This window comes from Mesorhizobium sp. M7A.F.Ca.MR.245.00.0.0 (assembly GCF_003997415.1).
Taxonomy (GTDB): domain Bacteria; phylum Pseudomonadota; class Alphaproteobacteria; order Rhizobiales; family Rhizobiaceae; genus Mesorhizobium.
In genome coordinates this window covers 83681-98615 of the sequence record NZ_RZTE01000023.1, presented here as the reverse complement: position 1 = coordinate 98615, position 14935 = coordinate 83681, and the positions used below count along the sequence as shown (strand labels likewise).

The 14935-nt window shown below is 63.6% G+C and carries 15 protein-coding genes and 1 pseudogene; 13 read left to right on the top strand and 3 right to left on the bottom strand.

What is annotated here, in order from left to right; genetic code table 11:
* Positions 1-306: 306 nt before the first annotated feature.
* The 12 genes from glyA (at position 307) to EOB80_RS22080 (ending at position 11181) form a co-directional block, all read left to right on the top strand.
* Positions 307-1620, top strand: a complete 1314-nt coding sequence (gene glyA / locus EOB80_RS22135) for a serine hydroxymethyltransferase (protein ID WP_013532252.1) — start codon at positions 307-309, stop codon at positions 1618-1620.
* Between the two features lie 76 nt (positions 1621-1696).
* Positions 1697-2347 (top strand): hypothetical protein, encoded by a 651-nt coding sequence (locus tag EOB80_RS22130; protein ID WP_127329727.1) that lies wholly within the window; start codon positions 1697-1699, stop codon positions 2345-2347.
* A 157-nt stretch (positions 2348-2504) separates the two neighbouring features.
* The gene (gene nrdR / locus EOB80_RS22125) at positions 2505-2984 is read left to right on the top strand and encodes a transcriptional regulator NrdR (protein WP_023810227.1); all 480 of its coding nucleotides are present in this window, start codon (positions 2505-2507) and stop codon (positions 2982-2984) included.
* 2 nt (positions 2985-2986) lie between these two features.
* Positions 2987-4102 (top strand): bifunctional diaminohydroxyphosphoribosylaminopyrimidine deaminase/5-amino-6-(5-phosphoribosylamino)uracil reductase RibD, encoded by a 1116-nt coding sequence (ribD, locus tag EOB80_RS22120; RefSeq protein ID WP_127329725.1) that lies wholly within the window; start codon positions 2987-2989, stop codon positions 4100-4102.
* Between the two features lie 11 nt (positions 4103-4113).
* Entirely contained in the window at positions 4114-4731 is a 618-nt protein-coding gene (locus EOB80_RS22115) for a riboflavin synthase (protein WP_127329723.1), read from the top strand.
* A gap of 255 nt (positions 4732-4986) precedes the next feature.
* A complete protein-coding gene (gene ribH, locus EOB80_RS22110; protein ID WP_013532245.1) occupies positions 4987-5481 on the top strand; it encodes a 6,7-dimethyl-8-ribityllumazine synthase in 495 nt (164 codons plus the stop codon).
* Positions 5478-5978, top strand: coding sequence for a transcription antitermination factor NusB (gene nusB / locus EOB80_RS22105; RefSeq protein WP_127322245.1), 501 nt, complete (start codon positions 5478-5480; stop codon positions 5976-5978). Before ribH ends, nusB begins: the two co-directional genes overlap by 4 nt.
* Positions 5975-7192, top strand: a complete 1218-nt coding sequence (locus tag EOB80_RS22100; protein WP_127329721.1) for an MFS transporter — start codon at positions 5975-5977, stop codon at positions 7190-7192. Before nusB ends, EOB80_RS22100 begins: the two co-directional genes overlap by 4 nt.
* A 177-nt stretch (positions 7193-7369) precedes the next feature.
* Complete coding sequence (locus tag EOB80_RS22095; RefSeq protein WP_127329719.1) at positions 7370-8281, top strand: ABC transporter substrate-binding protein; 912 nt, start codon at positions 7370-7372, stop codon at positions 8279-8281.
* Positions 8282-8336: 55 nt separating this feature from the next.
* Complete coding sequence (locus tag EOB80_RS22090) at positions 8337-9500, top strand: ABC transporter permease (RefSeq protein WP_127329717.1); 1164 nt, start codon at positions 8337-8339, stop codon at positions 9498-9500.
* Positions 9497-10435, top strand: a complete 939-nt coding sequence (locus tag EOB80_RS22085) for an ABC transporter ATP-binding protein (protein WP_127267858.1) — start codon at positions 9497-9499, stop codon at positions 10433-10435. Before EOB80_RS22090 ends, EOB80_RS22085 begins: the two co-directional genes overlap by 4 nt.
* Positions 10432-11181, top strand: coding sequence for an ABC transporter permease (locus EOB80_RS22080; protein WP_127329715.1), 750 nt, complete (start codon positions 10432-10434; stop codon positions 11179-11181). The genes EOB80_RS22085 and EOB80_RS22080 overlap by 4 nt, the downstream gene beginning before the upstream one ends.
* A gap of 33 nt (positions 11182-11214) precedes the next feature.
* On the opposite strand, the gene EOB80_RS22075 is transcribed toward EOB80_RS22080, so the two are convergent.
* Positions 11215-11400: a type II toxin-antitoxin system HicA family toxin gene (locus EOB80_RS22075; RefSeq protein WP_127329713.1), complete on the bottom strand. Its 186-nt coding sequence runs from the start codon at positions 11398-11400 to the stop codon at positions 11215-11217.
* Positions 11397-11597 carry a type II toxin-antitoxin system HicB family antitoxin gene (locus tag EOB80_RS22070; RefSeq protein WP_127329711.1) on the bottom strand — a complete coding sequence of 67 codons (201 nt, stop codon included), beginning with the start codon at positions 11595-11597 and terminating at the stop codon, positions 11397-11399. The genes EOB80_RS22075 and EOB80_RS22070 overlap by 4 nt, the downstream gene beginning before the upstream one ends.
* A gap of 357 nt (positions 11598-11954) precedes the next feature.
* On the opposite strand from EOB80_RS22070, the pseudogene EOB80_RS22065 reads away from it, so the two are divergent.
* A pseudogene (locus EOB80_RS22065) lies at positions 11955-14097 on the top strand (sodium-translocating pyrophosphatase).
* A 279-nt stretch (positions 14098-14376) separates the two neighbouring features.
* Here EOB80_RS22065 and EOB80_RS22060 read toward each other — a convergent pair.
* Positions 14377-14889: an outer membrane protein assembly factor BamE gene (locus EOB80_RS22060; RefSeq protein WP_127329709.1), complete on the bottom strand. Its 513-nt coding sequence runs from the start codon at positions 14887-14889 to the stop codon at positions 14377-14379.
* Between the last annotated feature and the right edge of the window lie 46 nt (positions 14890-14935).

Sequence of the window (14935 nt, the reverse complement as noted above, 5' to 3'; positions counted from 1 at the left end):
AAGCCGAGCGCGAGGCCGTGCGCGCCATGTTTCGCAGCGGCGAGATCAACGACCATACGTCGCAGGCGCTGTTTGCCGAAATCACGCTTACCGAGGCACTGCTGAAAGGCCGGAAGGCTCGGAAATAGCGACCCGCGGGCCAGGCTGGCGCAATCCGGCCAGCAAATTTCGCGCCGCAAACGTGGCGGGGTGAAAACAACTGTGTTAATGGCGCGGCAAATGCAAGTCGCCAAAAAGTGTGCAGCGGTTTTGGGACAACGACTTGCATAATTCAAAAATTGCCCCGAACCCCGAGGATTTCAGGCCATGGCAACAGCAGCGGCAGTGTCGAACAAATTCGAATCCTTCTTCGAAACCACGCTGGCCGACGCCGATCCGGAGATTTTCGGGGCCATCCGCAACGAACTCGGCCGCCAGCGCCACGAGATCGAACTGATCGCCTCGGAAAACATTGTTTCCCGCGCCGTGCTTGAGGCGCAGGGCTCGATCATGACCAACAAATATGCCGAGGGCTATCCCGGCAAGCGCTATTATGGCGGCTGCCAGTTCGTCGACGTGGCCGAGGAACTGGCCATCGAGCGCGCCAAGAAGCTGTTCGGCTGCAACTTCGCCAACGTCCAGCCGAATTCCGGCAGCCAGATGAACCAGGCGGTGTTCCTGGCGCTCTTGCAGCCGGGCGACACGTTCATGGGCCTCGACCTCAATTCCGGCGGCCATCTGACCCACGGTTCGCCGGTCAACATGAGCGGCAAATGGTTCAAGGTCGTCTCCTATGGCGTGCGCCAGGACGACCATCTGCTCGACATGGACGCCATCGAGAAGACCGCGCATGAGACCAAGCCGAAGCTGATCCTGGCCGGCGGCACCGCCTATTCGCGCGTCTGGGACTGGAAGCGGTTTCGCGAGATCGCCGATGCGGTCGGCGCCTATCTTATGGTCGACATGGCGCACATCGCCGGCCTCGTCGCCGGCGGCGTGCATCCGTCGCCGCTGCCGCATGCCCATGTCGTGACCACTACGACGCACAAGTCGCTGCGCGGCCCGCGCGGCGGCATGATCCTGTGTAATGACGAGGACATCGCCAAGAAGATGAATTCGGCGGTGTTCCCCGGCCTACAGGGCGGCCCGCTGATGCATGTCATCGCCGCCAAGGCTGTCGCCTTCGGCGAAGCGCTGAAGCCGAGCTTCAAGGTCTATGCCGAGAGCGTCGCCGCCAACGCCAAGGCGCTCGCCTCCAGCCTCAAGGAAACCGGTCTCGACATCGTCTCCGGCGGCACCGACAACCATCTCATGCTGGTCGACCTCAGGCCCAAGAACGCCACCGGCAAGCGCGCCGAGGCGGCGCTCGGCCGCGCCAACATTACTTGCAACAAGAACGGCATCCCGTTCGATCCGGAAAAGCCTTTCGTCACCTCGGGCGTGCGTCTCGGCACCCCGGCCGGCACCACGCGCGGCTTCGGCCAGGCCGAATTCCGCGAGATCGGCAAGCTGATCGCCGAAGTGCTGGACGGTCTCAAGGTTGCGAATTCCGACGAGGGCAATGCCGCTGTCGAAGCTGCGGTCAAGGCCAAGGTCGTGGCGCTGACCGATCGCTTCCCGCTCTATCCCTATCTCGGCTGACGCGATAGGAAGGCTTACCGCCTGCTGCAACGACAAGCGTCGTTTCAGCAGGCCGGGGCGACCGGCAGGAGCCTTGATGATGCGACCATTTCGTTTCGCCGACCTTGGTGCCGTTGGCGCTCTGGCCGCTTTGATCGCCGTGCCTTTCCCCGGCATCGCCTTGGCGCAGACCGCCTCTGCTCAACCCGCGCCCGCGCAACCCGCACCTCAGGCCGAGCCGGCGGCGCCCGCCCAGGCGGCACCCAAGCTCGAAACGTTCGGCAGATGGTCGACCCTGGTCGACGAGGTCGACACCGGTGAGGATCTGCGCAAGACCTGCGCGGCCTCGACCGCCTTTATCGGCGCGGGCGGCGTGCCCGGTACCTTGACGCTCGTCATCACGAACGGCGATGCACTGCCGCCGGATGCCTACCCCTCCATAACCATCGCCGTCGACAACAAGGGTCTGCCGGCCGGCAAGTCGATTGCCGCCACCTTCGGCGACGACAAGGGCCGTGTCGCCGCCAAACTCCATTCCGATGGCGCCCTCAACGGCCGGCTCAGCTGGACCGTGGACAATCAGGCCAAGATCAGCCTGGCGCTCTTGCGCGCCATGCGCCGGGCATCGGTACTTGATGTCTCCTTTGGCGACGCACCTGTTGGAAGCATATCCATGGATGGCTTCACCAAGGCCTATCGCAGCCTCGGTGCATCGTGCGGATTCCCGACCGCCGACGTAGCTCCCTGAAGACATCGGTACGCGGTGCGGCTGCCTGGCGAGGCTGGCAATCCTGCTTGCGCCTCGCTATCTCTGAAGGGCAAGGGGCTGTTGGCGACACTTTGCCATCGCTGCAAAAACCTCTAAGCCTTTCGCTTCACCAGATTCGCCAACCAAAGGCTTCTCCATGCGCTGTCCCTATTGCCAGTCAGAAGATACGCAGGTGAAGGATTCGCGCCCCGCCGAGGATGGCGCGGCGATCCGCAGGCGGCGCGTCTGCCCCGATTGCGGCGGTCGCTTCACCACCTTCGAGCGCGTGCAGTTGCGCGACCTCGTCGTGGTCAAGAAATCGGGCCGCAAAGTGCCCTTCGACCGCGACAAGCTGCTGCGTTCGGTGGAGATCGCCGTGCGCAAACGCAATGTCGATCCCGAGCGCATCGACCGCGCGGTGACCGGCATCGTGCGCCAGCTCGAAAGTTCCGGCGAGACTGAGGTTGCTTCGGGAGAAGTCGGCCGGCTGGTCATGGAAGCGCTGAAATCGCTCGACGATGTCGCCTATGTGCGTTTCGCCTCGGTCTACCGCAATTTTCGCGAAGCCAAGGATTTCCACGAATTGCTGGGCGAGCTCAAGGGCGACGAAATCAAGGGTGAAGAGGAAGCCAGCTGAGCATGACTGCAAGCGAACAGGCCGCCCTTGATCGCCGCTTCATGGCGGCGGCACTCAGACTGTCGCGAAAAAATGCCGGGCGCACCGCGACCAATCCGTCCGTCGGCACGCTGATCGTGCGCGATGACGGCAACGGTCCGATGATCGTCGGCACCGGCGTCACCGCTGTCGGCGGCCGCCCGCATGCCGAGACCGAGGCCCTGGCCGAGGCCGGCGACCTCGCGCGCGGCGCCACCGCTTACGTCACGCTGGAGCCTTGCGCCCATCACGGCCGCACGCCGCCTTGCGCCAATGCGCTGGTCAATGCCGGTGTAGCGCGCGTCGTCGGTGCGGCCAGCGATCCCGATTCGCGCGTGTCCGGCAAGGGCTACGCTATCCTGCGTGCCGCCGGTGTCGAGGTGGTCGAGAAGGTGTTGGCCGAGCAAGCCGCCGAGCAGATGGCCGGCTATTTGATCCGATCATTAAGAAAACGCCCGGAAGTGATTCTCAAGCTTGCGCTTTCCAGCGACGGAAATATCGGCAGGGAAGGCGGTGGGCAGGTGTCGATCACCGGCGATATTGCGCGCCGCGAAGTGTATCTGATGCGGGCCGAGGCGGACGGCATACTGGTTGGTATCGGCACGGCCCTTGAGGACGATCCGGCCCTGACGGTGCGTTTGCCGGGGCTGGAGAACCGTTCGCCTGCCCGCATCGTGCTCGACCGGCAGATCCGGTTGCCGGAGGCCTCGAAGCTGGTTTCGGGCGTCGACCGGGTGCCGCTCTATATCGCCGCCTGCCTGGAGGCCGATCCGCTGCGGCGCGCAGCACTCGAGCGCGCCGGCGTGCGCTTCATCGGCACCGAGACGCACGAGGGCGGCGTAGCCTTGCCGGAATTGCTCGAGGATCTGGCCGCGCTCGGCATGGCCAGCGTGCTGGTCGAGGGCGGCGCCAGGGTGGCGAGCGCCTTCCTGGCTGACGAACTGGTCGACCGCATCGTGCTGTTCCAGGGATCGGAAGCGATCGGCGATGATGGCATTGCATCGCCTGTTGACGCTGACCATATCCCGGCAGGTTTTCGCAAGCTGCGCGAGATGCGCTTTGGCGAAGACAGCTACGCCGAGTGGATAAGAGATTTTTAGGATCAGCACCGATGTTCACCGGAATTGTCACCGATATCGGCACTGTCGCTTCCGTCAAGCCGCTCAGGGAAGGGGTGGGGCTGCGCATCGACACAGCCTATGACCCGCAGACCATCGCCATCGGCGCCTCGATCTCCTGCGGCGGCGTCTGCCTGACGGTGACGGCCTTGCCCGACAGCGGCTCGAATGCGCGCTGGTTCGAGGTCGAGGCCTGGGAAGAGGCGCTCAGGCTGACGACGGCCTCGGGCTGGAAATCCGGCACCAAGGTCAATCTGGAGCGAGCGCTGAAGATCGGCGACGAACTCGGCGGCCACATCGTTTCGGGCCATGTCGACGGCATGACCGAAATCGTCGAGCGCAAGGATGAGGGCGACGCGGTGCGCTTCACGCTGGAGGCGCCGCGCGATCTGGCGAAGTTCATCGCGCCCAAGGGTTCGGTTGCGCTCGACGGCACCTCGCTCACCGTCAACAAGGTCGAAGGCGCGCGCTTCGACGTGCTTTTGATCCACCATTCGCTGACCGTGACCACTTGGGGTGAGCGCAAGGTCGGTGACCGCGTCAATCTCGAGATCGACACCATGGCCCGTTACGCGGCGCGGCTGGTGGAGGCGACAAAAGAGGGGCTTTGATGGTCAGGAATAGACGGATCTCGGCTGTACCGGAAGAGGAATACCGGCGACGGACGCTCGAGGCCTTGGCCGATGTGGACGCTGGTCGTGTGATTGATCATCAGGCCGTGCTGGCTTGGGTTGAGAGCCTGGACGGCCATCTCAAAAACGAGGTTGGTGAACCTGAATAGGTCGGCAAACCGGGCGTGCGCAACATCTTCGCTTGCGATGAACCCGGCTTCGGCCTAAGTCACCGGCAACTCCCCGGAGACTTTTATGGCTGGTACATCCCAACACGGCAAAGCCTTCATTCGTCCGAAGGCGAAGGCGCATCTGCTCATTGTCGAAGCGCGCTTTCACGACGACCTTGCCGACGCGCTGCTCGATGGCGCGACAAGCGCGCTCGATGAAGCGGGCGCGACTTATGACGTCGTCACCGTTCCAGGTTCGCTCGAGATCCCCGCGGTGATCACCTTTGCACTGGACGGCGCAACGGAAGGCGGCACACATTATGACGGCTTTGTCGCGCTCGGCACCGTCGTCCGCGGCGACACCTATCATTTCGACATTGTCGCCAATGAATCCAGCCGCGCGCTCATGGATTTGAGCGTGCAGGACTCTGTCTGCATCGGCAACGGCATCCTCACCACCGAGAATGACGCCCAGGCCTGGACTCGCGCCAAGCGCTCGGAAGGCGACAAGGGCGGCTTTGCCGCGCGTGCGGCGCTGACCATGATTGCCCTCAAGGAACAATTGGGAGCGCGATCGTGAGCGAACCCGCTTCGCCCGGCCAGCCCACGGTGCGCCACGCCAACAAGCGCGGCGCTGCCCGTCTGGCCGCCGTGCAGGCGCTCTATCAGATGGATGTCGCCGGCAGCGGTGTCTTCGAGATCACCGCCGAATATGAGGCCTTTCGTCTCGGCAAGGAAGTCGACGGCGCGCTCTATCGCGAGGCCGATGCGCAATGGTTTCGCGCCATCCTGGCGGGTGTCGTCGAGAACCAGAAGACCATCGATCCGATCATCCGCCAGGCGCTGACCGAGGACTGGCCGCTGTCGCGGCTGGATTCGACGCTGCGCGCCATCCTGCGCGCCGGCGTCTACGAACTGATGAAGCGCGAGGATGTCCCCGTCGCCGTCATCGTCTCCGAATATGTCGACATCGCCAAGGCCTTCTACGAGGAAGACGAGCCGAAGCTGGTCAATGCCGTGCTCGACCGTGTGTCTCGCCGGGTGCGTGGCGAGGGGCGCGGCAAGGACGCATCATGACGGCGATCGCCCTCGAGACCGGTCAGGAGGCGCGCCGCACCGCGCTGATCCTCGCCGCCTCGCAGGCGATCATCGGCTCGGCGGCCCCCATCGCCATCTCCGTGGGCGCGCTGGCCGGGCAATATCTGCTTGGTCCCGACAAGTCATTGGCGACAGCGCCGATCACCGGCTTCAACATCGGCGTGGCGCTTGGCGCGCTGCCTGCAGCGGCCATCATCCGCAGCATGGGCCAGCGAAGCGGCTTCATGACCGGCACGATCGTCACCGCGCTTGGTGGCCTGATCGCCACCTTGGCGCTTTTTCAGGGCGGCTTCTGGCTGTTTGCCTTCGGCTTGCTCACAATCGGTGTCGGCGGCGCCTTCGTCCAGCAGTTCCGCTTTGCCGCCGCCGACAACGCACCGCCTGAATTCAAGGCGCGCGCCATCTCCTTCGTGCTGGCCGGCGGCGTCGTCACCGCCATCCTCGGGCCGCAGATCGTCATCTTCACCCGCGAATTGCTTGCGCCGGTCATGTTTGCCGGTTCGTTCATCTCCATCCTGCCGCTGGCCGCCGTCGGCGCCATCATCCTGTCGTTCCTGCGGCTGCCGGCGAAAGCATCCGGCAAGGTGGAGATCGCCGACAGCGACGCCAGACCACTGGCTGAAATCATCACGCAGCCGCGTTTCGTCGCCGCGCTTTTCTGCGCGGTCGGCAGCTATGCGCTGATGAGCTTCGTCATGACGGGCGCACCGCTGGCCATGGTCGGTTGCGGCCTTTCGGAAAACGACGCGACGCTCGGCATCTCCTGGCACGTCATGGCGATGTTCGCGCCAAGCTTCTTCACCGGCTCGCTGATCCATCGCTTCGGCGCCGAACGCATTGTGGCCACCGGCCTGATCCTGCTCATCGGCTGCGCCATTGTCGCTCTGTCGGGCCTGGCGCTGTGGCAGTTCTGGACGTCGCTGATCCTGCTGGGCCTTGGCTGGAACTTCGGCTTCATCGGCGCGACCGCGATGGTTGCCGCCACCTACCGGCCGTCGGAAAAGGGCAAGGTGCAAGGCTTCCACGACTTCGTCCTGTTCGGCTCCGTCGCCTGCGCCTCGCTGATGTCGGGCATGGTCTACAACGCCTGGGGCTGGGAGATGCTGAACTGGATAGTCTTTCCGGTTACCGTCCTGTGCTTCGTGGCGCTCGGCGCGCTCAAGCTGACGAGCTTGCGCAAAGCCGAAGCCTGATCCATCCGCCGTTTCACCTGACACGGCGCTGTCAGCACGATGTCGGCCGAATTTACCGCTTCGGAACAAAATTATTGCGTCTGTACCTATTGTTATGAAACCGTGTGCCCCGACTGGCCGTTGAAGCCATGCTCATATGCGGTCACCGCGTTTCGGTTCATAGCAAGGGGTTTCACAATGTTTTCAGTCAAGTTTCTGGCCGGCGCGGCATTGGCGCTCGGCATCACGGTGGCTTCCGCCAATGCCCAGGTGGTTGTCTCTTCCAAGATCGACACAGAGGGCGGCGTGCTCGGTAACATCATCCAGCTCTTGCTCAACGCCAACAACATCAAGACATCGGACCGTATCCAGCTCGGTGGCACGCCGGTGGTGCGCAAGGCGATCACCGCCGGCGAGGTCGACATCTATCCCGAATATACCGGCAACGCCGCTTTCTTCTTCGAAAAGGCCGACGACCCGGTCTGGAAAGACGCCGCCAAGGCCTATGAAACGGCCAAGAAGCTCGACTACGACGCCAACAAGATCGTCTGGCTGTCGCCGTCGCCCGCAAACAACACCTGGGCGATCGCGCTTCGCAAGGAAGTCGCCGAGACCAACAAGCTCGCCACGCTTACCGACTTCGGCAAATATGTCGCGGGCGGCGGTCAGGTGGTGCTGGCGGCTTCCGCCGAGTTCGTCAATTCGGCGGCCGCACTTCCGGCTTTCCAGACCACCTATGGCTTCACGCTGAAGCCTGAGCAATTGATCACCCTCTCGGGCGGCGACACGGCGGCAACCATCGCAGCGGCCGCCAACCAGACCAATGGCGCCAATGCGGCCATGGTCTACGGCACCGATGGCGGCATCGCACCGTCCGGGCTCGTCGTGCTCGACGACGACAAGGGCGTGCAGCCAGTCTACCAGCCGGCGCCGATCATCCGCGAAGCGGTACTGAAGGAACATCCCGAGATCGAGACGCTGCTGAAGCCGGTTTTTGCCAAGCTCGACCTCGTCACCCTGCAGGAACTGAACGGTCGCGTGCAGGTCGGCGGCGAGCCGGTCAAGGGCGTCGCCGAGGACTTCCTGAAGAAGAACGGCTTCCTGAAGTAGGACGATTCCGGCGCGCCGCTTTCGTGGCGCGCCGGATCGACTGACGGGGCAGGGCGTGAACATCCGCTTCGACAAGCTCGGCGTGGTCATCGCCGCGATATCAGCCTATGCGGCCTTCGCCGCCCCCTTTGCCACGTTCCGTGCCAACCGCATCGTCCCCGGCCAGGCGCGCTCGATTCTCGAGGCGCTGCCGGCAACGACCGGGACGCTGCTGCTCGCCATCATTGCCGCCGCGGCACTCATCGCGCTGTTCAGGACACCACTTGTGCTGCGCCTTGCCGCCAGCGTGATGGCGCTTGCCGCGCTCGCGCTGCTGATCGGTGTCGCCGGAACATTTCTCACGCCGGCGGGCAACACCTTCGCCAGAGTTTCGCCAGCCTCCGGTTTCTGGATTCTGATCTTTGCCTTCACGCTTTTGCTCGCCGACGTGCTGACAAGGCTGAACCTGTCGCCATTGGCGCGGGTTGGCGTGCTTGTGGTCGCGGCTTTGGCGATCGGGCTGCTGTTGATTTCGGGAAGCTGGGACAATCTGTCGATCCTGAAGGAATATTTCAACCGCGCCGACAGTTTCTGGGCAGAAGGCTCCAAGCATGTAACGCTGGCGCTAGGGTCGCTGCTTGCGGCGGTGGTCGTCGGCCTGCCACTCGGCATTCTCTGCCATCGTGTCGAAAGTCTGCGCGCCGGCGTTCTCAACGTGCTCAACATCATCCAGACCATTCCCTCGATCGCGCTGTTCGGCCTTTTGATCGCGCCGCTCGGCTGGGTTGCCACGCATGTGCCGGGAGCTGCCGCGCTCGGCATTCGCGGCATCGGCACCGCACCGGCTTTTGTGGCGCTGTTCCTTTACTCGCTGCTGCCGGTGGTGGCCAACACCGTGGTCGGTCTGGCCGGCGTGCCGCGCGCGGCCAACGACGCGGCGCGCGGCATGGGCATGACCGACAGGCAGCGCCTGTTCGGCGTCGAGTTTCCGCTGGCTTTTCCTGTCATCCTCACCGGCATCCGCATCGTCTTGGTGCAGAACATCGGCCTCGCCACCATTGCCGCGCTGATCGGCGGCGGCGGTTTCGGCGTGTTCGTCTTCCAGGGTGTGGGCCAGACGGCGATGGACCTTGTGCTGCTTGGCGCGGTGCCAACGGTCGCGCTCGCCTTTGCCGCCGCCATCATCCTCGATGCGGTGATCGAAATGACCGCCACCAGGCGCAGGGTTGAAACGGCATGATCGAGATCGAAGGCATCACCAAGCGCTATGACGCGACGACCGTGGTCGATGACGTGTCGATGGTTATCGAGCCGCGCACCATCGCCGTCATTGTCGGCACGTCCGGTTCCGGCAAGACGACGCTGCTGCGCATGATCAACCGGCTGGTCGAGCCGACCTCGGGCATCATCAAGCTCGACGGCGCCGACAATCGTTCGCTGCCCGGCTACGAGCTGCGCCGCAGCATCGGCTACGCTATCCAGGGGCACGGCCTGTTTCCGCATCGCACGGTGGCACAGAACATTGCCACCGTGCCGGTGCTGCTTGGCTGGGACAAGGACCGTATCAAGGCCCGGGTCGATGAGCTGATGACGCTCTATCAGCTCGATCCCGAAGCCTTCGGGCCTCGCTACCCGCACGAACTGTCCGGCGGCCAGCAGCAGCGCGTCGGTGTTGCCCGCGCACTCGCCGCCGAACCCAACGTGCTGTTGATGGACGAACCGTTCGGCGCCCTCGACCCGATCATCCGCACCAAGGCGCAGGAAGATCTGCTGGCGATCCAGAAGCGCTTCGGCACCACCATCATCCTCGTCACCCACGACATGGAAGAGGCCGTGCATATGGGCGACAAGATCGCGGTCATGGATGCCGGCAAGCTGGTGCAATACGCCAAGCCGGCCGAGATCCTTGCAAAGCCGGCAAGCGCCTTCGTCGAGACCCTGGTTGGCGCCAGCGAAAGGCCGTTCCGGTTGCTGTCGCTCGGCCGGGTCCGCGATGCCGTGGAGAAGGGCTCCGCCGAAGGTGAGGCGATCCCCGGCGATGCGAGCCAGCGCGACGCGCTGGCCGAATTGTTGTGGTCGGGCCGGCCGGCGCTGCCGGTCAAAGGCGCCGACGGCAAGCCGCTTGGCCGCGTGACCGTCGAAGGGCTGGTGAAGCGTGCGGCGAGGCCGGCATGAAGGCCTGGCTTCCATCGCTGCTCAGGCTAGCATTGGTGGTGCTGCTTGTCGCCTTCGTCACCAATCCCGGGTGGTTCGTGCCGCTGCTGAAGCCGCTGACCGAAAACAACGCGCCGGTGATCTACAACCAGGGCAGCCTGCTGACGCTGACCCTGCTGCACTTACGCACGGTTCTGATCGCCACCGTGGCGGCAACCATCGTTGCGGTGGCGCTTGCCATCCTGGTCACCAGGCCGGCCGGCGCCGAATTCCTGCCGCTATCGCGCAGCCTCGTCAACATCGGTCAGACCTTTCCGCCGGTGGCGGTCCTGGCGCTTGCCGTACCGGCCGTCGGCTTCGGCGAGAAGCCGACACTGATCGCCCTGTTTCTCTATGGCCTGCTGCCGATTTTCGAGAATGCACTGACCGGCCTGACGACGCTGCCGGCCAATGTCGTCGAGGCGGCGCGCGGCGCCGGCATGACCGGTTGGCAAAGGCTCACCAAGGTCGAGCTGCCGCTCAGCGCCCCGATCATTCTCGGCGGCATCAGGCTGTCGGTGGTGATCAGTCTTGCCACCGCGACCATCGGTTCGACAGTCGCCGCAAAGACGCTCGGCGAAGTGATCATCGCCGGGCTATTGTCCAACAATCTCGCCTTCATCCTGCAAGGCGGCCTGATCGTGGCAGCGCTTGCCGTGCTGATCTATGACGGTCTGTCGGCGATCGAGCGCTACACGGCGCGCCGCATGGGCAGAGAGGCCGAATAGTCGACAGTATCTCAGATATCGCGCTCGTTCATTTCAGCCAGCGCTAGGAGATGTCGTAGAAAGTCCGGTTTTGAGCGGTTTATTGGCATGAATAGGGATTGAAAGCCGAACAATGCTTCCCTGCTTGCCATAGATGTGGTGGCTTCCGGCGATGCGCAAAAGCTTCCAGCCTTGCCGTTCGACGGCACGCGCAAATTCCTTGCCGGAAATGGACTTCAAACAGCGATTTCCACGATCCGCCCAGGCTCCGACGTGAATGACAGCGGCTCTACTGAGAGGCAGCCTTCGATCGCTTCACGCAAATTCTGGACAAGTTCTTCCATGGTTTCGCCCTGGGTCGCGCAACCCGGAATTGCCGGCACCTCTGCCCAGAACCCGCCTTCGTCGGCTTCGTGGATAATAGCTTTGAAATTCATGGGCTAGCTCCGGTTCGATCCTGAAGATGGGCTACCCTACAGGTCTTTGCAAAGAAGCATAGGCGCCGGCGGACGCGTTCACGCTCCACGTGGCTAGCGGATCGGGTGGGAGGAGCTGACAGCTCAGTGCCGCAGCGTCATTTCAATCGATCTAATCAGGCGACATCATTGCCAAGCACGCCGCCGTCTAAACCATTTAGGCGAAAGCCGGGCACAAACCGAACAATATCTTGACGTTCGCAGCCCTGTTTCGCATACACCGATGCGAAGAGGCGGATTCCGTGCGCGGAATCCGGTCTTTGTCTCAACGGCCCAGGGAGGGGTTCTTTTGGGCCATCAATCGAGGAAAATCCGGCAATGACAATTATTTCCGCCGTCATCGCCTGCGGCCTGCTTTCAATCCTTTACGCCATCTGGGCGACACGTTCGGTCCTTGCGGCCGATCAAGGCAATGCACGCATGCAGGAAATCTCCGCGGCTATCCGCGAGGGCGCACAAGCCTATCTGGCGCGTCAGTACACCACCATCGCCATCGTTGGCGTCGTCGTCCTCGTGCTCGCCTGGTGGCTGCTGTCCATCACCGCCGCGATCGGCTTCCTGATCGGTGCGGTGCTTTCGGGCGCCGCCGGCTTCATCGGCATGCATGTCTCCGTTCGCGCCAACGTTCGTACGGCGCAAGCCGCATCGAACAGCCTCGCTGCCGGCCTCGACATCGCGTTCAAATCGGGCGCCATCACCGGCATGCTGGTTGCTGGCTTGGCCCTGCTCGGCGTGTCGATCTACTACCTTATCCTGACCCACTTCATGGGCCTCCAGCCCAATGACCGCATCGTCATCGACTCGCTGGTCTCGCTCGGCTTCGGCGCATCGCTGATCTCGATCTTCGCTCGTCTCGGTGGCGGCATCTTCACCAAGGGCGCCGACGTCGGCGGCGATCTCGTCGGCAAGGTCGAAGCCGGTATTCCCGAAGACGATCCGCGCAACCCGGCCACGATCGCCGACAATGTCGGCGACAATGTCGGCGACTGCGCCGGCATGGCCGCTGACCTGTTCGAAACCTATGCGGTGACTGTCGTCGCCACCATGGTTCTGGCTGCCATCTTCTTTGGCGGCACCGCCGTGCTGGGTGCGGCCATGCTTTATCCGCTCGCTATCTGCGGCGCCTGCATCCTGACCTCGATCGTCGGCACCTTCTTCGTCAAGCTCGGTTCCAACGGCTCGATCATGGGCGCGCTCTACAAGGGCCTGATCGTCACCGGCCTGCTGTCCATCGTCGGCCTCGGCGTCGCCACCCAGGTCACCCTCGGCTGGGGCGAGATCGGCACGGTCGCCGGCATGGTCATCACCGGCAAGAACCTGTTCATATGCGGCCTGATCGGCCTCGTGGTGACCGGTCTCATCGTGGTGATCACCGAGTACTACACCGGCACCAACAAGCGCCCGGTCAACTCCATCGCTCAGGCGTCGGTCACCGGTCACGGCACCAACGTCATCCAGGGCCTTGCGGTCTCGCTGGAATCGACGGCGCTGCCGGCGATCGTCATCGTCGGCGGCATCATCTCGACCTATCAGCTTGCCGGCCTCTTCGGTACGGCGATCGCGGTCACGACGATGCTCGGTCTTGCCGGCATGATCGTTGCGCTCGACGCCTTCGGCCCGGTCACCGACAATGCCGGCGGCATTGCCGAAATGGCCGGCCTGCCCAAGGAAGTGCGCCACTCCACCGACGCGCTCGACGCGGTCGGCAACACCACCAAGGCGGTGACCAAGGGCTACGCCATCGGCTCGGCCGGTCTCGGCGCACTGGTGCTGTTTGCCGCGTACTCGAACGACCTGAAGTTCTTTGCCGCCAATGGCGACAAATATCCGTACTTCCAGGGCATGGGCGAGATCTCCTTCGATCTTTCCAACCCCTACGTCGTCGCCGGCCTGATCTTCGGCGGCCTGATTCCGTATCTGTTCGGCGGCATCGCCATGACGGCCGTCGGCCGTGCGGCGGGCGCCATCGTCGAGGAAGTGCGCAAGCAGTTCCGCGAGGATCCGGGCATCATGGGCCGGCACCTCGAAGCCGAATTACGCACGCGCGGTCGATCTGCTGACCAAGGCGGCGATCCGCGAGATGATCATCCCGTCGCTGCTGCCGGTGCTGGCACCGCTCGTCGTCTATTTCGGCGTGCTGTTGATCTCGGGCTCGAAGGCGTCCGCCTTTGCAGCGCTGGGTGCCTCGTTGCTCGGCGTCATCGTCAATGGCCTGTTCGTCGCCATCTCGATGACCTCTGGCGGCGGTGCCTGGGACAACGCCAAGAAGTCCTTCGAAGACGGCTTTGTCGACAAGGACGGCGTCAAGCATCTCAAGGGTTCCGAGGCGCACAAGGCTTCGGTGACAGGCGACACGGTCGGCGATCCCTATAAGGACACCGCTGGCCCAGCCGTCAACCCGGCGATCAAGATCACCAACATCGTGGCGCTCTTGCTGCTGGCCGTGCTCGCGCACGGCTGATCAAGGCTTCAGCCCGAAAAAACCCGCGGGAGCGATCCCGCGGGTTTTTTGTTGAGGCAAAGCCAAACTATCCTTCAGCGCTCGCTTTCGCCCGGTCTTTGCAATGCGTGCGCTGGCACCTTATGCCGGACCCAGCGTCGTGTTTTCAGTGGTGGCCACTGCAGCATGCCAGTGGCCGTGCCCTGACTGGTGACCCATAACAAAAACCCGCAGGATCGCTCCCGCGGGTTTTTGGTCGCCTGAGATGACGAGGCTTCCGGGAATGGAAGCCGAAGGGAATTAGACGCCGCCGCCGGGAATGCCGGGCGCCAGCTTGCTGGCACCGTTGATGACCTGGCTGAGGAAGTTCTGGTCCTTGCCGCCGGTCGGTGTGGTGCGCGAGATGAAGTCGAACATCTTGCCATCCTTCTTCCCGTAATTGGCGATCTGGGTGACACGGCCATCGGCGCCGAAATAGACAGCCAGCACATGCTGGTCAATGAGCCGTGGCTTGTCGAAGGCGACGTAGCGCTTGCGCGTCTGCGAAATGTAATAGAATGCCTCGTTGTCGAAGGTCGCGGTCGTCGACGGCGTGCCGAGCGCCAGAAGCACCTGCTCGCGGCTCGAACCGACCGGCACCAGGTCGATTGCCTGCTGGTCTATGACGTAACCTTGCGTCAGCGTCTCGCTCGGGCTGAGATCGCCCATCATCTTGGAGGTGTGGCAGGCGGGCAGTGCCGAAACGATCATCAGCAGCGAGATCGCGCCGGCGGGCCTGGACGAGAAGGTCGACTTGAAATTCAGCGCGCGCAACAACAACTCCATTAGCTGGCCGCAACTTGCGCTGGGCCGCGAAACC